This is a genomic window from Streptomyces sp. SudanB25_2051 (assembly GCF_964272635.1).
Classification (GTDB): Bacteria; Actinomycetota; Actinomycetes; order Streptomycetales; family Streptomycetaceae; genus Streptomyces.
This window is the reverse complement of record NZ_OZ186787.1, coordinates 2,304,419-2,323,967: the sequence shown is the minus strand read 5'-3', so window position 1 is coordinate 2,323,967 and position 19,549 is coordinate 2,304,419. Positions and strand designations below refer to the sequence as shown.

The window sequence follows — 19,549 nt, the reverse complement described above, 5'->3', positions numbered from 1 at the left end:
GCCGGGCCACGGGGCTACGCGGTCATGTACTCCGTCGGCAGGACCGGTTCGCCGCGCGAGAGCTGCACCGCCGACAGGGGCAGCCCGGCGCGGGCGGCGATGTGCCGCTGCCGCACGGTGTCCAGCGGCTCGCGGGCGACGACCTCCCCGGCCTTCACCAGCTGCCGCAGCATCTGCCGCCCGGCCAGCTCCTCGGGCACGGGCCCGGTGCCGACCACCTCGGCCTCGGCGACGCCGTCGGCGTCCAGCCGCCGCGCCGCCCACTTGCGGCCGCCGACGGACGCCTTGCCGCCCAGCGACTTCTTCGCGACGGGCCGCAGCGGCGCCTCGGGGTCGGCGGAGTCAGCGCGCGCGACCAGCTTGTAGACCATCGAGCAGGTCGGGTGGCCGCTGCCGGTGACCAGCTGCGTGCCGACGCCGTACGCGTCCACGGGCGCGGCGGCCAGCGAGGCGATGGCGTACTCGTCCAGGTCGGACGTGACCACGATCCGCGTGTCGCGGGCGCCCAGCTCGTCCAGCTGCTGCCGCACCCGGTGCGCCATCAGCAGCAGGTCGCCGGAGTCGATCCGTACGGCTCCCAGGCCCGGCCCCGCGACCTCCACGGCGGTCCGCACGGCCTCGGTCACGTCGTAGGTGTCCACCAGCAGCGTCGTGCCCCGGCCCAGCGACTCCACCTGCACCCGGAACGCGTCCCGCTCCGTGTCGTGCAGCAGCGTGAAGGCGTGCGCGGACGTGCCGACGGTGGGGATGCCGTACCGGAAGCCCGCGGCCAGGTCGGACGTGGAGTCGAAACCGCCGACGTAGGCGGCGCGCGACGCGGCGACGGCGGCCAGCTCGTGGGTGCGCCGGGCGCCCATCTCGATCAGCCGGCGCCCGCCGGCCGCGGCCGACATCCGGGACGCGGCGGCGGCGATGGCCGAGTCGTGGTTGAGGATCGAGAGGATCACCGTCTCCAGCAGGACGCACTCGGCGAAGGAGCCCTCGACCCGCAGGATCGGCGAGCCGGGGAAGTACACCTCGCCCTCGGGGTAGCCCCAGATGTCCCCGCCGAAGCGGTACTCCGCCAGCCAGGCGAGCGTCGGTTCATCCACGATGCCCCGCTCGCGCAGGAAGCCCAGTACGGCGTCGTCGAAGCGGAAGTTCTCCACGGCGTCCAGGACGCGGCCCGTGCCGGCCACGACCCCGTACCGGCGGCCCTCGGGGAGGCGCCGGGTGAAGACCTCGAAGACCGAGCGGCGCTCGGCGGTGCCGCCGCGCAGGGCGGCCTGCAGCATGGTCAGCTCGTACTGGTCGGTGAAGAGCGCGGTGGACGGCACAGCCACCGGAAGCCCTAGGTCCGCAGCGTTCATGCCAGGATCGTACCCCGAATACTCGTCAGAGTGACGATTTCTCGTTCGAGGGCATTTCGAAGGCGTGCGGCGGGCGTCGAAGAGGCCCCCGTAGCGGAGTGTGGTGGTCCGTTTGTGCGGCGGGGCAGGGGCAGTGGCAGCATTGGGGGAGTGAGTGCCGCTCCCGTAGAGATCGAACGCACGGCCCCGGCGGAAGAGGGCCAGGCCGTCGCCGAGCCCGACGTGCCCTGGGTGACGATCGTGCACAACGACCCCGTCAACCTCATGAGCTATGTGACGTACGTGTTCCAGGCGTACTTCGGCTACTCCAAGGACAAGGCGCACAAGCTGATGCTCGACGTGCACCACAAGGGCCGGGCCGTGGTCTCCAGCGGCACCCGTGAGGAGATGGAGCGCGACGTGCAGGCCATGCACGGCTACGGGCTGTGGGCGACGCTCTCCCAGGACCGCGGCTGATGAGCGGGCACTTCGAGGCGCTGCCCGACGGCGGCGCGGCCGTCTGGCTGGACGACGTGGAGATCTCCATCCTGCGCTCCCTGGCCGTGCAGATGCTGGAGCTGATCGGCCCCGGCGACGAACCGGGACCCGACGACGACCCGCTGGCCGCGCTGTTCCAGGACGGGCCCAGCGAGAAGCCGTCCGACCCGGCGCTGGCCCGGCTCTTCCCCGACGCGTACGGGGACGGCGACGAGGAGCTGCGGGCCGCGTCCGCGGAGTTCCGCCGCTTCACCGAGAACGACCTGCGCACCCGCAAGCGGGAGGACGCCCTCGCCGTCGTGCGCAGCCTCGACGCGCTGACGGCGGCCGGCGACGGCTCCGGCGGCGGGCGGCTGGAACTGACGGCCGAGGAGTGCCGCCGCTGGCTGGGCGCGCTCAACGACCTCCGCCTCACCATCGGCACCCGCCTGGAGGTCGCCGACGACGACGAGAACGAGGAGCTGTACCGGCTGCCGGACTCGGACCCGCGCAAGCCGATGGTGATGGCGTACCTGTGGCTGGGCGCCCTCCAGGAGACGCTGGTCGAAGCCCTGATGCCGTAACGGGCCGCCTGGCCCGCTTCCCCCGCACACGAACCGCCCCCGGACCGTCCCGCCGTGTGCGCGCCGCACCCGTACGGAGCCGGAGGGCGCCTGCCGCGGGCCTGCGCGCTCGGCGCAGCGCCCGCACGTGCCGAGCCGCGCGCCTCACGGGGCTGGTGCGCGCGCCGTGCCTGACGGTCCGGTTGGCGCGCCGCTCCTGACCGTCCGGTTGGCGCGCCGCGCTCACCGCGGGTCAGGCTCACCGCGCGGGTCAGGCTCACCGCGCGGGTCCGCGCGCCGATCTCACGGTCCGGTTCCGCATACCGGACTCACCTCGCCGCCGTGCCGTTTCAGCGGGGCCGGGCACCGCCCCGATCATGGTCACCGGCCGTAATGGGTGCAGGTAGGGGCCGTGTCCTACCGTCCTCTTCCGCCCCCGACGCCTGTCCGCTGATCGAACGCGGCATTCCACATAACGATCCCGTCACCGCTCCTGCGCTTCTCTTCCCCCTGGCCGGTTTTCACCGTCAGTCTGTGACGCGGGTCACCTAACGATCGGTGAATCGCGTGGTAAAACTTCGCAACTCCACCGGCAGTCAACGATGCGGCCCGGTGGCAAGTGGATCTTTCCAGCCACGTACGCACGACATGTGTGGCCCACGTCGTCCGAGTCCGCGGCCGACAGGGCGACACGTCGCCGGATCGGACAACGGCGTTCGCTCAACCCGCACCCCTCTGCTGCTGTGCCATGCCGCCCAGCAGGTCCCCTGCGCCATTGAGGTAGTCAGATGTCTCTGGACTCCATCACCACATCGATCGACGAAGGTGTCAGCAACTTCGTCGAACCCATCGCCACATGGCTGGGTGAGGTCGTCTTCTTCTCCGTCCCCGTCGCCGGCACCGAGCTCCCGCTCATCGTCGCCTGGCTCGTGGTCGCCGGCCTCGTCTTCACCGGCTGGTTCGGGTTCGTCCAGCTGCGCAAGTTCCGCCTCGCCATCGATGTGGTCCGTGGCAAGTACGACGACCACGGCGCGGCCGGAGAGGTCAACCACTTCCAGGCCCTGACCGCCGCCGTCTCCGGCACGGTCGGCCTCGGCAACATCGCCGGTGTGGCCGTCGCGGTCTCCATCGGCGGCCCCGGCGCCACCTTCTGGATGATCATCTGCGGCCTCCTCGGCATGGCCACCAAGTTCGTCGAGGTCACCCTCGGTGTGAAGTACCGCGAGGAGCACCCGGACGGCACCGTCTCCGGCGGCCCGATGCACTACCTGCCCAAGGGCTTCGCCGAGCGCTTCGGCGCGGGCGGCAAGAAGTTCGGCAAGGTCCTGGCCGTGCTGGCCTCCGCGATGGTCCTCTTCTTCGGCCTCTTCGGCGGCAACCTGTTCCAGGTCAACCAGTCGTACGCCCAGCTCGTCTCCGTCACCGGCGGCGAGGACGGCATGATGGGCTCCTCGGCCGGCGCCCTGTTCTTCGGCATCCTGGTCGCCGCGCTCGTCGGCATCGTCCTGCTCGGCGGCATCCGCTCCATAGCCAACGTCACCAGCAAGCTGGTCCCGGCCATGGCGGGCATCTACATCCTCGGCTGCCTCATCGTCATCCTGGTCAACATCACCCACGTGCCGACCGCGATCTCCCAGATCATCGAGGGCGCGTTCAACCCGCAGGGTGTGGCCGGCGGTGTCCTCGGCGCCCTGATCATCGGCTTCAAGCGCGCCGCGTTCTCCAACGAGGCCGGTCTCGGCTCCGCCCCGATCGCCCACTCCGCGGTGAAGACCAAGCACCCCGCCAGCGAGGGCCTGGTCGCCCTGCTGGAGCCGTTCATCGACACGGTCGTCATCTGCACCATGACCGCGCTGACCATCGTCATCGCCAACCCGAAGAGCTGGGGCGAGGCCCGCGCGGGCGAGTCCATCGGCGGTGTCACGATCACCTCCGACGCCTTCGCGACGGTGCTGCCCTGGTTCCCGTACATCCTCACCATCGCGGTGATGCTGTTCGCCATCTCCACCGTGCTCACCTGGGGCTACTACGGCCTCAAGGCGTGGACGTACCTCTTCGGCCGCAGCCGCACCAGCGAGATCACCTACAAGGTCGTCTACACGGTCTTCGCCGTCGCCGGTTCGCTGCTGACGCTGCAGACGCTGATCGACATGGCCGACGCGGTCCTCTTCATGCTGGCCGTCATCAACATCATCGGCCTGTACCTGCTCGCCCCGGTCGTCAAGAAGGAGCTGAACTCCTTCCTGGAGCACGTCAAGGCCCGCAAGGCCGGCGCCGAGCCGGAGGAGCGGGACGAGGAGCCGGTCAAGTCCCTGTGACCCCTTCCGCGGCCGGGTGACCCCCACACCCGCCCCACCCCGCGCGCCCCCCGCACCGGATTCCCGGTGCGGGGGGCGCGTTCATGTGCGGGTCCCGCCCCGTTCCCTCCGCGTCCGGTCCGCCGCCATCCGCGTGGCCCCCGCCACGTTCGCTCAGCGGACGCTCAATTCCGTATAACGATCTGTTAATAATGAGTCGCCCTTTTTGGTCAATTAGTGGCTGATTCGATGCGCTATGGGCGTGGCGTGGGCCACAGGGCGGCACACGGCGTACGCGGGCGTCCGTGATACATCTGCACGACCGCCGGGAGCGCCACCCATGCTCCCGGGGGCGCCACGGCCGGCCGACCGCCGGCGGCACTCCAGCCATGTCCGGGGGGATATCAGCGTGGAGAAAGGCGCACTCGAAACCATGACCTCACTGAAGGTCGAGAACGACCACAGCGGCGAAGGGGCCGCCGGCGAGGGCTACCAGCGGGGCCTGGGCGCCCGGCAGATCCAGATGATCGCCATCGGCGGAGCCATCGGCACCGGCCTCTTCCTCGGCGCGGGCAAGGCCATCTCCAAGGCCGGCCCGAGCCTCATCCTGGCGTACGCGATCGCCGGTCTCGTCATCTTCTTCATCATGCGGGCCCTGGGCGAACTGCTCATGTACCGCCCGGTGTCCGGCTCCTTCTCGGAGTACGCCCGCGAGTTCATCGGCCCGTTCGCCGGCTTCGTCACCGGATGGACGTACTGGCTGTTCTGGGTGGTCACCGGCATCACCGAGGTCACCGCGGCCGCCACGTACATGACGTACTGGTGGAACATCCCGCAGTGGATCTCCGCCCTCGTCTTCACCGTCGTCCTCTACGGGGCCAATCTGATCTCCGTGAAGCTCTTCGGCGAGCTGGAGTTCTGGTTCTCCATGATCAAGGTCACCGCCATCATCGGCATGATCCTGATCTGCGCGGGCATCCTCACCCTCGGCTTCTCCGACGCCGGGGACACCGCGTCCGTCACCCACCTGTGGTCCGAGGGCGGCTTCTTCCCGAAGGGCATCGGCGGCACGGTGGTGACCCTGCAGATCGTCATGTTCGCCTTCATGGCCGTCGAGCTGGTCGGCATCACCGCCGGCGAGTCCAAGGACCCCGAGGTCACCCTGCCGAAGGCGATCAACACCGTGCCGTGGCGCATCGCCGTCTTCTACGTCGGCGCGCTCATCATGATCCTCTCGGTCGTGCCGTGGACCCACTTCAAGCCGGGCGTCTCGCCGTTCGTCGCCGCGTTCGAGCAGATGGGCCTGGGCATCGGCGCCGCCATCGTCAACTTCGTGGTGCTCACCGCCGCCCTGTCGTCCTGCAACTCCGGCATGTACTCCACCGGCCGCATGCTGCGCGACCTCGCCCTCAACGGGCAGGGCCCGCGCCTGTTCACCCGGCTGACCAAGTCCGGCACGCCGCTGCTCGGCACCACCTTCTCCGCCGCGCTGATGCTCGTCGGCGTGTGGATCAACTACCAGTGGCCCGGAGACGCCTTCGAGAAGGTCGTCTCCTTCGCGACCATCTCCGGCATGTGGGCGTGGATCATGATCCTGATCTCGCAGATCCGCTACCGCGCCAAGGCCGACCGCGGCGAGCTGCCGCAGTCCTCCTTCAAGGCCCCCGGCGCCCCCTTCACCAGCTGGTTCGCGCTGCTGTTCATCTTCGGCGTCATCGTCCTGATGGGCATCGACGCCGAGGCGCGGGTCTCCCTGTACTGCGCCCCGATCTGGGCGCTCATCCTGGGCGTCTCGTACCTCGTGCTCCGCTCGCGCGACCCGGAGAACGCCGCGTTCAAGCGCTGATCAGCGGCCTGTGTCCGGCATGTGGGCCCGTCCGTACCATCCCTCGGTACGGACGGGCCCCTCTGCTTATCCTGATGCCCATGCTGACCATCACACGGGCCCTGTACGACCAGATCGTCGCGCACGCCCGCGCCGACCACCCCGACGAGGCGTGCGGCGTGGTCGCGGGGCCGGCCGGCTCCGGACGCCCCGAGCGCTTCATCCCCATGCTCAACGCCGCCCGCTCGCCCACCTTCTACGAGTTCGACTCCGGCGACCTGCTGAAGCTGTACCGGGAGATGGACGACCGCGACGAGGAACCGGTCGTCATCTACCACTCCCACACGGCCACCGAGGCGTACCCGTCCCGCACCGACGTCTCCTACGCCAACGAGCCCCAGGCGCACTACGTCCTGGTCTCCACGGCCGACACCGACGGCACCGGACCCTTCCAGTTCCGCTCGTTCCGCATCGTGGACGGCGAGATCACCGAGGAGGAAGTCCAGGTCGTCGACGCGTACTGAGCCACGCGCCGACCCCCGCCGGACACCCCGGTACAGCACTGACCTGCGCCTCGCCGTACGGGGCCCGCATAGTGAGCGGGTCCCGTCCGGCATGTGGGATCACACTCCGATCGGGCGACCGGGAATCGATACGATGACCGCATGGTTTCCCACGACGTGAGCGAACAGACGCCGGGCACCCTCCTGCTCGTGGCGCGGCTGCACGTCGACCTGTGCCGCCTCGCCAGCGCCATGTGTCCGCCCGGCGCCGCCGCCTGAGCCGCGGCCCCCGCGCACGACCCCGTACCTCCGTACGCACCGCGCCCCCGCGAGCGCCCGGTCCACGGCGCCCGGCGGCCCTCCCGTCTGTCTCCAGCCTTCCGCAGCGTTCAGCCCCCAGCCTTCACAGGAGTCCACACCATGGCCATCGAGGTCCGCATCCCGACCATCCTCCGCACCTACACCGACGGCGCCAAGGCCGTCGAGGGCAGCGGTGAGACCCTCGCCGAGCTGTTCGCCGACCTCGAGACCCGCCACGCGGGCATCCAGGACCGCATCGTGGACGGCGGCGAGCTCCGCCGCTTCGTCAACGTGTACCTGAACGACGAGGACGTCCGCTTCCTCGACGGCATCTCCACCAAGCTGTCCGACGGCGACAACGTCACGATCCTCCCGGCGGTCGCCGGCGGCATGTACTGATGCGTTACGACAGCCCCCTCGCCGCGGTCGGGAACACCCCGCTCGTCCGGCTGCCGCGCCTGTCCCCCTCGGACGACGTGCGCATCTGGGCGAAGCTGGAGGACCGCAACCCGACCGGCTCCGTCAAGGACCGCCCCGCCCTCTACATGATCGAGCAGGCGGAGAAGGACGGCGTCCTCACGCCGGGCTGCACCATCCTGGAACCCACCAGCGGCAACACCGGCATCTCCCTGGCGATGGCCGCCCGCCTCAAGGGCTACCGCATCGTCTGCGTGATGCCGGAGAACACCTCCCAGGAGCGCCGCGACCTGCTCGCCATGTGGGGCGCCGAGATCATCTCGTCCCCCGCGGCGGGCGGCTCCAACACCGCCGTGCGCGTCGCCAAGGAGCTCGCCGGGCAGAACCCGGACTGGGTGATGCTCTACCAGTACGGCAACCCGGGCAACGCCGCCGCGCACTACGAGACGACCGGCCCGGAGATCCTCGCCGACCTCCCGTCGATCACCCACTTCGTCGCCGGACTCGGCACGACCGGCACCCTCATGGGCGTCGGCCGCTACCTGCGCGAGCACAAGCCGGACGTCAAGATCGTCGCCGCGGAGCCGCGCTACGACGACCTCGTGTACGGGCTGCGCAACCTCGACGAGGGCTTCGTGCCCGAGCTGTACGACGCCTCCGTCCTGACCACCCGCTTCTCCGTCGGCTCCGCCGACGCGGTCACCCGCACCCGCGACCTGCTCCAGCAGGAGGGCATCTTCGCGGGCGTCTCGACCGGCGCGGCGCTCCACGCGGCGATCGGCGTGGGCCGGAAGGCGGTCAAGGCGGGCGAGTCCGCCGACATCGTCTTCATCGTCGCGGACGGCGGCTGGAAGTACCTCTCCACCGGTGTCTACACGGCCCCCACCACCGAGGCGGCCATCGAAACCCTCCACGGCCAGCTCTGGGCGTAGCCCGGACACCGCCGTTCCGGCACCGGGCCCCGCGCGGCACACCCGCCGGGGCCCGGCTCCCGTCTGCGGGGCCGCCTGACCCGGCCCTACCCCCCGGAGCCCGGGCCGCGATCCGCCGCCCGCCCGGCGCCCGGCCGCCTCCGCCTCGACCCGCCGCTCCTCGGCCCGTTCCTCCCCCTCGACCGCCGGCCTCAGCCCCGTTCCTCCGCCTCGGCCTCCTCCGCCTCGGCCTCGTCCGGGGCCCCGTCGGCCGCCCACGGCCAGGCGGCCGCGCGGCCGGCCTCGACGAGCCCGACCATCCCGAACGCCGCGTCCGCCAGCCCGCCGAAGGTGTGCCGGTTCGGACCCGGCGGCGCGTGCGCGGGCCGGTACCCCGCCAGGTTCCAGGTGTAGACCGGCACGCCCGCCGGGACCGCTTCGAGCGGGTCCTCCGGCCCGTACGGCGCGCTCTGCTCGTCCGTGACGATCAGCACCCGGTCGTGCTCCCGGTAGTGCCTGCGCACCGCCTTCGCCGTGTACGTGCCCCCCATCGAGCCGAACCGCTCCAGCACGCCCAGCACCGGCTCGCCCCGCTCGTACGGCACCGCGCGGCTGCCCCAGCCGAACTCCACCAGGTCCGCCCGCTCGGCCCGCAGCGCCAGCGCGGCACCGAACACGCCCGCCGCGTCCGCCCGCGTCAGCTTCGACCGCTCCGAGACGGTGTCCCAGAACATCGAGTCCGACCGGTCCACCAGGATCAGCGTCCGCCCCGGCAGGGCGGGCACCCGCGCCAGCGAATGGCCCAGGCCCCGCTCCAGCGCGTCCGCCCAGCGCGGTGACGGCGCGGCGCGGTGGGCGGCCAGCCAGCGGAACGGGAACTGCCGTGAAGCCGCCACCTCCGCGGGGTCCGCCAGCCGCGCCGCCACCCGCGCGGCGACCTCGTCGGAGACGCCCGCCTCGTCGAAGTTCCGCAGGTTCCGCAGCAGCGCCATCAGCCCCATCGACGGGATCACGGCCTCCCACACGGCCGCGTCCAGCGGCCCGTGCAGCCAGCCCGCCAGCGCCTCCCACGTCATGCCCGCGGCGGCCAGCCGCTCCGCCCCGCCGGGCCCGGTCACCACCGCCCGCCGCTCCTCCACGGGCAGCGCCGTCAGCGCCCGGTGCGCGGTCAGCACCGGGTCGGAGGCCGGCGGGACAGCCCGCGCCGGATGGTGCCGGCGGTCCAGGGCGTACCGGAACAGCGCGCCCTGCCAGGGCCTGGCCGGATCGGGCGAGGCGTGCACCAGGTTCAGCACGTCACCGAACCGGAAGCCGTGCGAAGCGGTGTCGTACTTGAGCAGCGACCGCGACGTGTACAGCCGCCGCACCGCGTCGGCGACGCCCCGCTTCACGGGCTGCGGCACCGTGCGCCCGTACGCCGAGATCCAGTGGGCGAGCAGTTCGCCGGGCTCGTCGGCGCGCCGCAGCACCGAGTCGATCACGGACCGGTTGGACGGCCCCCCGACCGCCCCGGCGTCGAGTCGCGCCCGCACATACGCGGCCGCGCCCACCAGCGACGCCGTACGCGTCCGGCCCTCGGTGCGCAGCCACCGCAGCAGCCCGGCCGTCCACTCGGGGTCCTCGACGGCGAGCCGCCGCACGAGCCGGACATACCGCTCGTCGCGGTCCGCGCCGCTCTCGTAAAAGGTCTGCTGGGACGTGAAGTCGCCGACGGCGAGCAGGAACAGCTCCTCGCGGGGCTCCCGGACGAACGCCGGGCCGCCCGCGTGGGTGCGCAAGCCCTGGACCGGGGAGAACCCGCGGACCGGGGACCACGACCGCGGCATGGCGCGGGCGGTCGCCGCGACGTGCGGGGCGACGAGCATCTCGGACCACATCTTGGACACGCGCGGAGTGTGACGAGGCAGCGAATCCCCCCGGATTCAACGGAGTGTGCGAAGGACGGTCGGACCGCACGGTCGACGGGACAACGGCGGCCGTGCCCGACGAGATCCGAAGTGGCGGCGGCCCACTCGGGTGTCAGAAGAAGTAGCCGCAGCCGAGCGCACCGTCAGGCACGGTCGCGCCGCCAACCTACAAGCACGCCGCCCGCGCCCACCACCGGATATTCAGTCCTGGCCCGACGTCAGATGCCGCACCTGGTCCCAGACCAGCGGGTCGACGGACCCCACGCGCCGCCGGAACTCCCACAGCGCCACGTCCCGCAGCTCACCGGTCTCCAGGAAGCTCGCCCGCCCCCGCGCGTCCCCCACGGAGCCGGGCGGCAGCGCGATCACCCCGGCCCGCTCCTCCCGGTACTTGCTGGTGATCTTCGCGACGAGCGCCGAGTCGCCCCGTACCGCGAGGACCAGGCACGGCCGGTCCTTCGCGCCGGGACCGTCCTCGAACGGCACCTCCGCCCACCAGATGTCACCCGGCTCCGGCCGCCGCTCCGGCGCCGTCCGCGGCCCGCCGGGCCGCCGCACCGGCGGCCGGCCGGGAGGCCGCGTCCGCCCGCCGGGCCCGCGCCGCCCCGCCCCGCGCCCGGCGGGACCGCTCCCGCCGCCGGGCCCGCGCCGGCCGCGCCCCCACCCGTCGGCGAGCGCGGCGACGAGCGCGACCACCACGACGGCGACGAGCGCCGGCCACCAGGACGTGTCCATACCCCGGACGTTACCGGCCCCCGCCCCGCCCCGCCCGCCACGCTCCCCCGTCCATCCGAACCGGTGACAGCACGGGTGAGTTCCCCCACAACGGGCCGCTGCGAAGGCGCGCCCCGCCGCCCCGCGCCGTACGCTCGTCGCACCGCACGACCTCCCCCCGTCAGCGCTTCCCCGCTCCCGTCCACGGAGGTTCACGCTCCATGAAGCTCACCGTCGTCGGCTGTTCCGGGTCGTTCCCGTCCGCGGACTCGGCCTGCTCGAGCTACCTCGTAGAGGCCGACGGCTTCCGGCTGCTCCTCGACATGGGCAACGGCGCCCTCGGCGAGCTGCAGCGCCACACCGGTCTGTACGACCTCGACGCGATCTTCCTGTCGCACCTCCACGCCGACCACTGCATCGACATGTGCGCGTACTTCGTGGCCCGGTACTACCGGCACGGCGGCAGCTGCGACGCGATCCCCGTGTACGCGCCGGACGGCGCCGAGCAGCGGCTGTCCACGGCCTACGCGGACGTGCCGTCGCCCACGGCGATGAGCGAGGTGTTCGACTTCCGCACCCTGAAGCCCGGCTCCTTCGACCTGGGCCCGCTGAGGGTGCGCGTCGAGCGGGTGTGCCACCCGGTGGAGGCGTTCGGCATCCGGGTCGAACACGCCGGCAAGGCCGTCACGTACTCCGGCGACACGGGCGTGTGCGACGCGCTCGACGAGCTGGCGGCCGACACCGACCTGTTCCTGTGCGAGGCGTCCTTCACCCACGGCAAGGAGGACATCCCCGAGCTGCACCTCAACGGCCGCGAGGCGGGCCTCCACGCCACCCGGGCGCGCGCGAAGCGCCTGGTCCTCACCCACATCCCGCCGTGGACGGACGCCGAGCGGAACCTCGCCGACGCACGCGAGGTGTACGACGGCCCGTCCGAGCTGGCCCGTCCCGGCGCGGTGTACGAACTGTAGCCGCGGGGCGGACGCGAGGACGTACGACAACGGGAAGGCCCCGGAACCCGATCGGGTCCCGGGGCCTTCCCCGTCGGCGCGCGGCGCGGCTACTTCGCCTCCGCCTTCTGGAGCTCCGCCAGCTCCTCGTCCGACTCGCGGCCCGGAGTCGGCAGGTTGAACTTGATGATCGCGAAGCGGAACACCACGTAGTAGACCGCCGCGAAGCACAGGCCCACCAGGGCGAGGCCCCACGGGTTGGTGGCGATGCCCAGGTTCAGGATGAAGTCGACCAGACCCGCGGAGAAGCCGAAGCCGTCCTTCATACCGAGCGCCCAGGTCAGCGCCATCGACACACCGGTCAGCAGCGCGTGCACCGCGTACAGCACCGGCGCGATGAACATGAACGTGAACTCGATCGGCTCGGTGACACCGGTGACGAACGACGTCAGCGCGAGCGAGAACATCATGCCGCCGACGACCTTGCGGCGCTCCGGGCGCGCGCAGTGGACGATGGCGAGGCACGCCGCGGGCAGCGCGAACATCATGATCGGGAAGAAGCCGGTCATGAACTGCCCGGCCGTCGGGTCACCCGCGAGGAAGCGCGCGATGTCGCCGCTCTTGCCGTTGTACTCGCCCGCCTGGAGCCACGGGAAGGAGTTCAGCAGGTGGTGCATGCCGACCGGGATCAGCGCGCGGTTGGCGACACCGAAGATGCCCGCGCCCACGGCACCGGAGTTGACCAGGCTCTCGCCGAACCAGTGCAGACCCGCGCCGAGCCACGGCCAGATCAGCCCGAAGAGGATGCCGGTGACCAGGCCCGCGAACGCGGAGAGGATCGGCACCAGGCGCCGGCCGCCGAAGAAGCCCGCCCAGTCCGGCAGCTTCGTGCGGTAGAAGCGCTGGTAGAGCAGCGCCACGATGAGGCCCATGACCACGCCGCCGAGCACCTTGGCGTCGACCGCCTGCTCCACCATGACGATCTTGCCGTCGACTATGGCTTCCTTCTTGGGCAGGTTGCTGTCCGTGAAGGTGGCCAGCACGCTCTTGAAGACCAGGTAGCCCGTCACCGCGGCGAGCGCGGTCGACCCGTCCGACTTCTTCGCGAAGCCGATCGCGATGCCCACCGCGAAGAGCAGCGCCATGTTGTCGAGGAGCGCGCCGCCACCCGCGGCCATATAGCCCGCGATCTTGGTGATGAACGTCGGGAACGACTCCCTGCCGAGCATGTCCGGCTGGCCGAACCGCACCAGGAGCGCGGCGGCGGGCAGCACGGCGACCGGCAGCATCAGGCTGCGGCCGATGCGCTGCATGACAGCCATCGCGCCCGCGCCCTTCTTCTTCTCCGCCGCGGGGGCGGTGCTGGCCGTACTCATCTACTTCCTCCAGTGGGCAAGGCGCCGCCCAGGGAAGGAAAAAAGGGGGACGGCGGCGTCTTAGGGGATGGCCGCGGCACAGGAGAGACCGCCGCGTGGTCTACACCAGCACTGGTGTAGACCTGTTGTAGCACGGTCGGGGATAGATAAGGAACCTGCTAATACATAACGCCTGGCTCACGAACCACGACCGCCCCGGCAGACCCCCGCACCCCCCGCTCCCACCCCGCCCCGCGGACCCCTGCCGGCCGTCGGGAAGGCGCCCCGGCCGGCGCGCGGGCCGGCGCCCGCGCGCTACGGCTTCGTCGTCTGCCGCGCCATCTCCTCCTCCGCCTCCCGAGGCTCCCGCCCCGGCGTCGGCAGGTTGAACAGCGTGATCGCGAAACGGAACACCACGTAGTACACGACGGCGAAGCCCAGCCCGATCGGGATGACCAGCCACGGCCTCGTCCCCAGATGCCAGTTCACGACGTAGTCGATCAACCCCGCGGAGAACCCGAAGCCCGCGTGCACCCCCAACGCCCAGGTGATCACCATCGACGCGCCCGTGAGCAGCGCGTGCACCCCGTACAGCAGCGGCGCCGCGAACATGAACGAGAACTCCAGCGGCTCCGTCACCCCCGTCACGAACGACGTCAGCGCCACCGACACCATCAGCCCGCCCACCTCGGCCCGCCGCTCCGGACGCGCCGTGTGCGCGATCGCCAGCGCCGCCGCCGGCAGCCCGAACATCATGATCGGGAAGAACCCCGACATGAACTGCCCCGCCGTCGGATCCTCCGCGAAGAACCGCGTCAGATCCCCCCGCACCACCGTCCCGTCCGGCTTGGTGAACTCACCCGCCTGGAACCAGAAGAACGTGTTCAGGAACTGGTGCATCCCCACCGGGATCAGCAGCCGGTTCGCCACCCCGAAGATCCCCGCACCCCACGCCCCGAGCCCGATCAGCTGCCGCGCGAACCACCCCAGCGCGTCCCCGACCGGCTCCCACAGCAGCCCGAACACCACGCCCAGCACCACGCACAGGAACGCCATCTGGATCGGCACCAGCCGCCGCCCGTTGAAGAACCCCAGCCAGTCCACCAGCTTCGTCCGGTGGAACCGCTGCCACACCACCGCCGTCAGCAGCCCGATCAGAATGCCGCCCAGCACCCCCGGATTCTGCGGCACCCCCTCCGGCACGTCCGCCGTGACCGTCCCCTCACGCGGAAACGCCTTCAGCACGTTGAAGTAGACGAGGAACCCCACCACCGCGGCCAGCGCCGTCGAACCGTCCGCCTTCTTCGCGAACCCGATCGCCACCCCGACGCAGAACAGCAGCGGCAACCCGAACGCCCCGTCCAGGATCGCCGTACCGCCCCGCATCAGGACGTCCGACACCTTCCCCCAGAAGTCCCCGCCCAGCGTCGACTTGAACAGGCCGCCGAGACTCACCAGCAGACCCGCCGCGGGCAGCACCGCCACCGGCAGCTGCAGACTCCGCCCCACCTTCTGCAGGCCCTGGAAAAGGCCGCTCCACCGCGACCTGCGGGGCGCGGCCGCGGCCGTCGCGCCCGCCGTACGGTCGTCGCTCATCCGCGTCCTCCCAGAGACAGGACTGGTGTAGACCAGTTGCGATAGGCTCGGCCGGAGACCCGGCCGCAACGCAGGGTGCCGGTGATCGTCATGGTCGCGGACGGGGCGGCGGCTCGCCTGCGTAGATGGGCCAACCGTGAGTTACCGTGACGAACGCGGACCTACGGGGCGCCGAGAGGCGCACCCCGTGAACACCAGGGAGAAACACATGGCCAGCAAGGCTGAGAAGATCGTCGCCGGGCTCGGTGGGATCGACAACATCGAAGAGATCGAGGGCTGCATCACCCGCCTGCGCACCGAGGTGAGCGACCCCGGCCTGGTCGACGAGGCCGCCCTGAAGGCCGCCGGCGCCCACGGCGTCGTCAAGATGGGCACCGCCATCCAGGTCGTCATCGGCACCGACGCCGACCCCATCGCCGCCGAGATCGAAGACATGATGTGACCGGCCACTAGCCGCACGACAAGGCCCGCCCGACCCTGCCCCCCGGCACGGAAGGCGGGCCGCGTCACACCCACCGCGGTCAAGGAGTACCCGCACCGCACCACACCGCCGCGCACCCGCCCCCAAGACCGACCGCCGCCCCGCCCCGCCCCGCCCGGCACGACAGGCACCCCGAAGACCGACCCCCACCCCGCCCGCCCGGCACGCCCGGCGCCCCGCACCGCCTACGCTCTCCCCATGACCCGTATCGACGGCCGCACGCCCGAACAGCTCCGCCCGGTCACCATCCAGCGCGGCTGGAGCAAGCACGCCGAGGGCTCCGTCCTCATCTCCTGCGGCGACACCAGAGTCTTCTGCACCGCCTCCGTCACCGAGGGCGTCCCCCGCTGGCGCAAGGGCAGCGGCGAAGGCTGGGTCACCGCCGAGTACTCCATGCTGCCCCGCTCCACCAACACCCGCGGCGACCGCGAATCCGTCCGCGGCAAGATCGGCGGCCGCACCCACGAGATCTCCCGCCTCATCGGCCGCTCCCTGCGCGCCGTCATCGACTACAAGGCACTCGGCGAGAACACCATCGTCCTCGACTGCGACGTCCTCCAGGCCGACGGCGGCACCCGCACCACCGCCATCACCGGCGCGTACGTCGCCCTCGCCGACGCCGTCGCCTGGGCCCAGCGCCAGAAACTCGTCAAGGCCGGCCGCAAGCCCCTCACCGGCACCGTCGCCGCCGTCTCCGTCGGCATCGTCGACGGCACCCCCCTCCTCGACCTCTGCTACGAGGAGGACGTACGCGCCGAGACCGACATGAACGTCGTCTGCACCGGCGACGGCCGCTTCGTCGAGGTCCAGGGCACCGCCGAAGCCGAACCCTTCGACCGCAAGGAGCTCAACGCGCTCCTCGACCTCGCCACCGGCGGCTGCGCCGACCTCGCCGCACTCCAGCGCGAAGCCCTCGAAACGACGCTCTGACCACCCCGGCAACCGCGCCGCCACCCGGCGGCGTCTCACCCGACACGGGCGTGCGGAAGGTACCGTACGCCCGTAACCAGCCAGGGGAGGACCCGCACATGCGCCGTCACCGCCGTACCCGCACCACCGCCCTCGTCACCGGCACCGCGCTCGCCGCCGCCCTGACCCTCACCGGCTGCGGCGCCATCGACACGGCGGTCGGCTGCGTCAAGACCGCCGAGGCCATCGCCACCAGCGTCGACCGCCTCACCCAGGCCGCCTCCAACGCCGGCGACCCCACCCAGATCGAGGAATCCCTCAACGCCATCGACAAGGAACTCGCCGGCCTCAAGGACACCACCGGCAACGCCGACCTGTCCAAGGCCGTCGACGACCTGTCGAAGGGCGTCCAGGAAGTCCGCACCAGCGTCAAGAACGGCGACGCGACCCCCGACCTCACGCCCGTCACCGACGCGGCCGCCGAAGTCGGCAAGGTCTGCACCCCGTAACCGGCCCCACCCCCCGCGAGCGGCCCGCCCCCCCCCGCCCCCCGGCGGGCCGCCCCGCGCCAGGCCCCGACCCCGCCCACGCCCGCGAAGGACCGGCGCCCATGAAGGGCCCGGCGCCCCGCCCGCGAGGCCACCGCGCCTCCCCGCCACGCCCGTGAGGGGCCCCGCGCCCCGCACGCGCCCACGCCCGCGAAGGGCCCGCGCGCCGCGCGCGAAGGGCACGCGCCCACGCCCGCGAAGGGCCCGCGACCCGCGCCGCGATACTGGACGCCATGACCCGCCTGATCCTCGCCACCCGCAACGCCGGGAAGATCACCGAACTCCGCGCCATCCTCGCCGACGCCGGACTCACCCACGAACTCGTCGGCGCCGACGCCTACCCCGACGTCCCCGACGTCAAGGAGACCGGCGTCACCTTCGCGCAGAACGCCCTCCTCAAGGCCCACGCCCTCGCCCGCGCCACCGGCCACCCCGCCATCGCCGACGACTCCGGCCTCTGCGTGGACGTCCTCGGCGGCGCCCCCGGCATCTTCTCCGCCCGCTGGGCCGGCCGCCACGGCGACGACAAGGCCAACCTCGACCTGCTCCTCGCCCAGCTCTCCGACATCGACGCGCCCCACCGCACCGCCCACTTCGCGTGCGCCGCCGCCCTCGCCCTGCCCGACGGCACCGAACGCGTCGTGGAGGGCCGCCTCGACGGCACCCTCCGCCACACCCCCGCCGGCACCGGCGGCTTCGGCTACGACCCGATCCTCCAGCCCGACGGCGACACCCGCACCTGCGCCGAGCTGACCCCCGAGGAGAAGAACGCCATCAGCCACCGCGGCAAGGCCTTCCGCGCCCTGGTCCTGGTCCTCAGGGACCTCCTGCCCTGACCCCACGAAAAAGCCCCGCACCTTGGATTGCAAGGCGCGGGGCCGCTTTCTCCTGTGAGCCCGGTGGGATTCGAACCCACGACGCACCGGATCTAAACCGGCGTCCTCTAGCCGCTGGGATACGGGCCCGCTCGATGGCCTACTTTAGCGGGCCGGTCGGGGGCCGGAAGGGTGGGATCGGCGGGAGAATGTGCCGGTCTGGCTGTGGCACGACGGGCACAAGTACCGGAGGTTCTCACGGCGGTTGTCCAGCCGGTCGCCGTTGACGTGGTCGATCTCCAGGACCAGTCGCCGCCCCTGCCAGACGTCCCCCGTGCCGCACGCGTCGCACACCCGCGCGGCCCCCGCCTCGTCCAGGGCGCGCCGGAGCATGCGGGTCGGCGTGCGCGCCGAGCCGGGTTCCCGCCGCCGCAGGATCTCGGCGGCCGGTTTGCGGTTCGCCGCGACCGTTCCCCGGCCGTGACCCCGCCCGGTGAAGTGGGCGGTGGAGATGCCGTACGCGTCCAGGGCCCGCCTCACACGGGCGCGTCCGCCGCCGGTGTCCGGGAGCCCGAGGGTGCGGAGCAGGGCCGCCATGGTGGTCACCCCCGCGGCCGCGGCGGCGAGCGGCTCACGTGCGGGGAGGCCTCCGCCGTGCCCGCGGCCGCGGGTGAAGTGCGAGGTGTCGATGCCGAACGCGTCGAGCCTCTTCCTGATGTGGCTGTAGGGGCAGTCGTACGGCGGACAGCCCAGGTACTCCAGCAGCTCGCGGATGCTGTGCGACCGGGCGGCGGCCTCGGCGAGGCGCTCCCTGGAGTAGTACCGCCGCTCCCGGGGCCGGAGGGGCTCGTCCTCGAAGTGGGATGTGTCGATGCCGTAGTGGGCCAGCCTGGCGCGCAGATACCTCCGCGGCCTGCCGGCGAGGGGCGTCCCCAGGCGGCGCATCAGGTCCACGAGGCTGGAGGACGAGGCGGCCGTCCGGGCCAGCAGGTCCCGTGTGTACCGGGGCGTGCTCATCCCGCCGTCCTCCGCCGGCGGCCGCGGTACGTGTCGGTGACGGCGTGGCAGTTGGGGCACAGCAACCGCAGGTTGTCCGGGCGGTTGTCCCACCAGTCCCCGTTGACGTGGTCGACTTCGAGCCGCAGGGGCCGCCCGTTCCACTCCGGCCCCGTGCCGCACATCGCGCAGCGCTCGGGCACTCCCATTGCGAGCAGCGCCCGCCGGAGGCGCCTGCCGGGCACCCGGCCGCCGTCCGGCGACCTGAGAGCCAGGACCGGCCCCCGCGAGGCCCGCTGCCCGGGCCGCCGGACCGCGCTGAAATGCGAGGTGTCGATGCCGAGCGCCGCGATGCGGCGGCTGATGTGGGCGTGGTTGCCGCCCACCGGACTGAGGCCGAGGCACCGCAGGACCTCTCCGACGCTGGAGGAGCCGGCGACGGCCCGCCTCAGGGCCTCCTCCGTGTGCCGGGCCCAGCCGGTGCGGAAGTGCGAGGTGTCCACGCCCGCCTCGGCCATCCTCCGCCGCAGGTAGCGACGGCTGCCCGGTGTCGGCGTCCCACCGCACCAGCGCACCGCCGCGTCCCAGTCGTCCGTCCCCCGGGCCGCCTCGGCAAGCAGCTCCGGGGTGTACCTGGCCCTCATGCGTGTCCCTCCC

20 protein-coding genes and 1 tRNA gene are annotated in these 19,549 nt (G+C 72.0%); 13 read left to right on the top strand and 8 right to left on the bottom strand.

Annotated elements, in window-relative coordinates; genetic code table 11:
• Positions 1 to 14: 14 nt before the first annotated feature.
• The gene (locus ACSUPT_RS10315; RefSeq protein ID WP_351965949.1) at positions 15 to 1,349 is read right to left on the bottom strand and encodes a nicotinate phosphoribosyltransferase; all 1,335 of its coding nucleotides are present in this window, start codon (positions 1,347 to 1,349) and stop codon (positions 15 to 17) included.
• Between the two features lie 150 nt (positions 1,350 to 1,499).
• On the opposite strand from ACSUPT_RS10315, the gene clpS reads away from it, so the two are divergent.
• The 8 genes from clpS (at position 1,500) to ACSUPT_RS10275 (ending at position 8,642) form a co-directional block, all read left to right on the top strand.
• Entirely contained in the window at positions 1,500 to 1,805 is a 306-nt protein-coding gene (gene clpS, locus ACSUPT_RS10310; RefSeq protein ID WP_351965948.1) for an ATP-dependent Clp protease adapter ClpS, read from the top strand.
• Entirely contained in the window at positions 1,805 to 2,389 is a 585-nt protein-coding gene (locus tag ACSUPT_RS10305; protein ID WP_351965947.1) for a DUF2017 domain-containing protein, read from the top strand. The genes clpS and ACSUPT_RS10305 overlap by 1 nt, the downstream gene beginning before the upstream one ends.
• Before the next feature lie 767 nt (positions 2,390 to 3,156).
• Positions 3,157 to 4,686, top strand: a complete 1,530-nt coding sequence (locus ACSUPT_RS10300) for an alanine/glycine:cation symporter family protein (RefSeq protein WP_351965946.1) — start codon at positions 3,157 to 3,159, stop codon at positions 4,684 to 4,686.
• A gap of 412 nt (positions 4,687 to 5,098) precedes the next feature.
• Positions 5,099 to 6,511 carry an amino acid permease gene (locus ACSUPT_RS10295; RefSeq protein ID WP_436944101.1) on the top strand — a complete coding sequence of 471 codons (1,413 nt, stop codon included), beginning with the start codon at positions 5,099 to 5,101 and terminating at the stop codon, positions 6,509 to 6,511.
• Positions 6,512 to 6,591: 80 nt separating this feature from the next.
• Positions 6,592 to 7,014, top strand: coding sequence for a Mov34/MPN/PAD-1 family protein (locus ACSUPT_RS10290; protein ID WP_436944100.1), 423 nt, complete (start codon positions 6,592 to 6,594; stop codon positions 7,012 to 7,014).
• 141 nt (positions 7,015 to 7,155) lie between these two features.
• Entirely contained in the window at positions 7,156 to 7,272 is a 117-nt protein-coding gene (locus ACSUPT_RS10285) for a putative leader peptide (RefSeq protein ID WP_351965943.1), read from the top strand.
• Between the two features lie 141 nt (positions 7,273 to 7,413).
• On the top strand, positions 7,414 to 7,692 hold the full coding sequence (locus ACSUPT_RS10280) for a MoaD/ThiS family protein (protein ID WP_351965942.1): 279 nt from the start codon (positions 7,414 to 7,416) through the stop codon (positions 7,690 to 7,692).
• A complete protein-coding gene (locus ACSUPT_RS10275; RefSeq protein ID WP_351965941.1) occupies positions 7,692 to 8,642 on the top strand; it encodes a PLP-dependent cysteine synthase family protein in 951 nt (316 codons plus the stop codon). Before ACSUPT_RS10280 ends, ACSUPT_RS10275 begins: the two co-directional genes overlap by 1 nt.
• A gap of 191 nt (positions 8,643 to 8,833) precedes the next feature.
• Here ACSUPT_RS10275 and ACSUPT_RS10270 read toward each other — a convergent pair whose 3' ends face one another.
• Together ACSUPT_RS10270 and ACSUPT_RS10265 are read right to left on the bottom strand one after the other, a co-directional pair.
• Positions 8,834 to 10,486: a TROVE domain-containing protein gene (locus tag ACSUPT_RS10270; protein WP_436946192.1), complete on the bottom strand. Its 1,653-nt coding sequence runs from the start codon at positions 10,484 to 10,486 to the stop codon at positions 8,834 to 8,836.
• A gap of 243 nt (positions 10,487 to 10,729) precedes the next feature.
• Positions 10,730 to 11,263 (bottom strand): type II toxin-antitoxin system PemK/MazF family toxin, encoded by a 534-nt coding sequence (locus ACSUPT_RS10265; protein ID WP_351965940.1) that lies wholly within the window; start codon positions 11,261 to 11,263, stop codon positions 10,730 to 10,732.
• 200 nt (positions 11,264 to 11,463) lie between these two features.
• Here ACSUPT_RS10265 and ACSUPT_RS10260 point away from each other — a divergent pair, with 200 nt between their 5' ends.
• Positions 11,464 to 12,213 carry an MBL fold metallo-hydrolase gene (locus ACSUPT_RS10260; protein WP_351965939.1) on the top strand — a complete coding sequence of 250 codons (750 nt, stop codon included), beginning with the start codon at positions 11,464 to 11,466 and terminating at the stop codon, positions 12,211 to 12,213.
• An 89-nt stretch (positions 12,214 to 12,302) separates the two neighbouring features.
• On the opposite strand, the gene ACSUPT_RS10255 is transcribed toward ACSUPT_RS10260, so the two are convergent.
• Both ACSUPT_RS10255 and ACSUPT_RS10250 read right to left on the bottom strand, forming a co-directional pair.
• The gene (locus ACSUPT_RS10255) at positions 12,303 to 13,568 is read right to left on the bottom strand and encodes a PTS transporter subunit EIIC (protein ID WP_361655286.1); all 1,266 of its coding nucleotides are present in this window, start codon (positions 13,566 to 13,568) and stop codon (positions 12,303 to 12,305) included.
• A gap of 294 nt (positions 13,569 to 13,862) precedes the next feature.
• Positions 13,863 to 15,143, bottom strand: a complete 1,281-nt coding sequence (locus ACSUPT_RS10250; protein WP_365729473.1) for a PTS transporter subunit EIIC — start codon at positions 15,141 to 15,143, stop codon at positions 13,863 to 13,865.
• Between the two features lie 136 nt (positions 15,144 to 15,279).
• Here ACSUPT_RS10250 and ACSUPT_RS10245 point away from each other — a divergent pair, with 136 nt between their 5' ends.
• The 4 genes from ACSUPT_RS10245 (at position 15,280) to rdgB (ending at position 17,917) form a co-directional block, all read left to right on the top strand.
• A complete protein-coding gene (locus tag ACSUPT_RS10245) occupies positions 15,280 to 15,585 on the top strand; it encodes a PTS glucose/sucrose transporter subunit IIB (protein ID WP_361655280.1) in 306 nt (101 codons plus the stop codon).
• A gap of 237 nt (positions 15,586 to 15,822) precedes the next feature.
• Entirely contained in the window at positions 15,823 to 16,554 is a 732-nt protein-coding gene (gene rph, locus ACSUPT_RS10240; RefSeq protein WP_315876261.1) for a ribonuclease PH, read from the top strand.
• Between the two features lie 98 nt (positions 16,555 to 16,652).
• A complete protein-coding gene (locus ACSUPT_RS10235) occupies positions 16,653 to 17,042 on the top strand; it encodes a hypothetical protein (RefSeq protein WP_351965936.1) in 390 nt (129 codons plus the stop codon).
• A gap of 272 nt (positions 17,043 to 17,314) precedes the next feature.
• Entirely contained in the window at positions 17,315 to 17,917 is a 603-nt protein-coding gene (gene rdgB, locus ACSUPT_RS10230; protein ID WP_436944099.1) for an RdgB/HAM1 family non-canonical purine NTP pyrophosphatase, read from the top strand.
• A 55-nt stretch (positions 17,918 to 17,972) separates the two neighbouring features.
• Here rdgB and ACSUPT_RS10225 read toward each other — a convergent pair.
• The 3 genes from ACSUPT_RS10225 to ACSUPT_RS10215 form a co-directional block, all read right to left on the bottom strand.
• Positions 17,973 to 18,046: transfer RNA gene (locus ACSUPT_RS10225), tRNA-Leu, on the bottom strand.
• Positions 18,047 to 18,061: 15 nt separating this feature from the next.
• Positions 18,062 to 18,913 (bottom strand): HNH endonuclease signature motif containing protein, encoded by an 852-nt coding sequence (locus ACSUPT_RS10220; RefSeq protein ID WP_436944098.1) that lies wholly within the window; start codon positions 18,911 to 18,913, stop codon positions 18,062 to 18,064.
• Positions 18,910 to 19,536, bottom strand: coding sequence for an HNH endonuclease signature motif containing protein (locus tag ACSUPT_RS10215; RefSeq protein WP_436944097.1), 627 nt, complete (start codon positions 19,534 to 19,536; stop codon positions 18,910 to 18,912). Before ACSUPT_RS10215 ends, ACSUPT_RS10220 begins: the two co-directional genes overlap by 4 nt.
• Positions 19,537 to 19,549 lie beyond the last annotated feature (13 nt).

Bases quoted from the DNA above. Each gene is read 5' to 3' on its own strand.
- ACSUPT_RS10265 (WP_351965940.1), bottom strand. From the start codon at position 11,263: ATGGACACGTCCTGGTGGCCGGCGCTCGTCGCCGTCGTGGTGGTCGCG.
- ACSUPT_RS10275 (WP_351965941.1), top strand. From the start codon at position 7,692: ATGCGTTACGACAGCCCCCTCGCCGCGGTCGGGAACACCCCGCTCGTC.
- ACSUPT_RS10270 (WP_436946192.1), bottom strand. From the start codon at position 10,486: ATGCTCGTCGCCCCGCACGTCGCGGCGACCGCCCGCGCCATGCCGCGG.
- ACSUPT_RS10235 (WP_351965936.1), top strand. From the start codon at position 16,653: ATGCGCCGTCACCGCCGTACCCGCACCACCGCCCTCGTCACCGGCACC.
- rph (WP_315876261.1), top strand. From the start codon at position 15,823: ATGACCCGTATCGACGGCCGCACGCCCGAACAGCTCCGCCCGGTCACC.
- ACSUPT_RS10255 (WP_361655286.1), bottom strand. From the start codon at position 13,568: ATGAGTACGGCCAGCACCGCCCCCGCGGCGGAGAAGAAGAAGGGCGCG.
- ACSUPT_RS10215 (WP_436944097.1), bottom strand. From the start codon at position 19,536: ATGAGGGCCAGGTACACCCCGGAGCTGCTTGCCGAGGCGGCCCGGGGG.
- ACSUPT_RS10290 (WP_436944100.1), top strand. From the start codon at position 6,592: ATGCTGACCATCACACGGGCCCTGTACGACCAGATCGTCGCGCACGCC.
- ACSUPT_RS10295 (WP_436944101.1), top strand. From the start codon at position 5,099: ATGACCTCACTGAAGGTCGAGAACGACCACAGCGGCGAAGGGGCCGCC.
- ACSUPT_RS10220 (WP_436944098.1), bottom strand. From the start codon at position 18,913: ATGAGCACGCCCCGGTACACACGGGACCTGCTGGCCCGGACGGCCGCC.
- ACSUPT_RS10305 (WP_351965947.1), top strand. From the start codon at position 1,805: ATGAGCGGGCACTTCGAGGCGCTGCCCGACGGCGGCGCGGCCGTCTGG.
- ACSUPT_RS10300 (WP_351965946.1), top strand. From the start codon at position 3,157: ATGTCTCTGGACTCCATCACCACATCGATCGACGAAGGTGTCAGCAAC.
- ACSUPT_RS10280 (WP_351965942.1), top strand. From the start codon at position 7,414: ATGGCCATCGAGGTCCGCATCCCGACCATCCTCCGCACCTACACCGAC.
- ACSUPT_RS10285 (WP_351965943.1), top strand. From the start codon at position 7,156: ATGGTTTCCCACGACGTGAGCGAACAGACGCCGGGCACCCTCCTGCTC.
- ACSUPT_RS10250 (WP_365729473.1), bottom strand. From the start codon at position 15,143: ATGAGCGACGACCGTACGGCGGGCGCGACGGCCGCGGCCGCGCCCCGC.
- ACSUPT_RS10315 (WP_351965949.1), bottom strand. From the start codon at position 1,349: ATGAACGCTGCGGACCTAGGGCTTCCGGTGGCTGTGCCGTCCACCGCG.
- rdgB (WP_436944099.1), top strand. From the start codon at position 17,315: ATGACCCGCCTGATCCTCGCCACCCGCAACGCCGGGAAGATCACCGAA.
- ACSUPT_RS10260 (WP_351965939.1), top strand. From the start codon at position 11,464: ATGAAGCTCACCGTCGTCGGCTGTTCCGGGTCGTTCCCGTCCGCGGAC.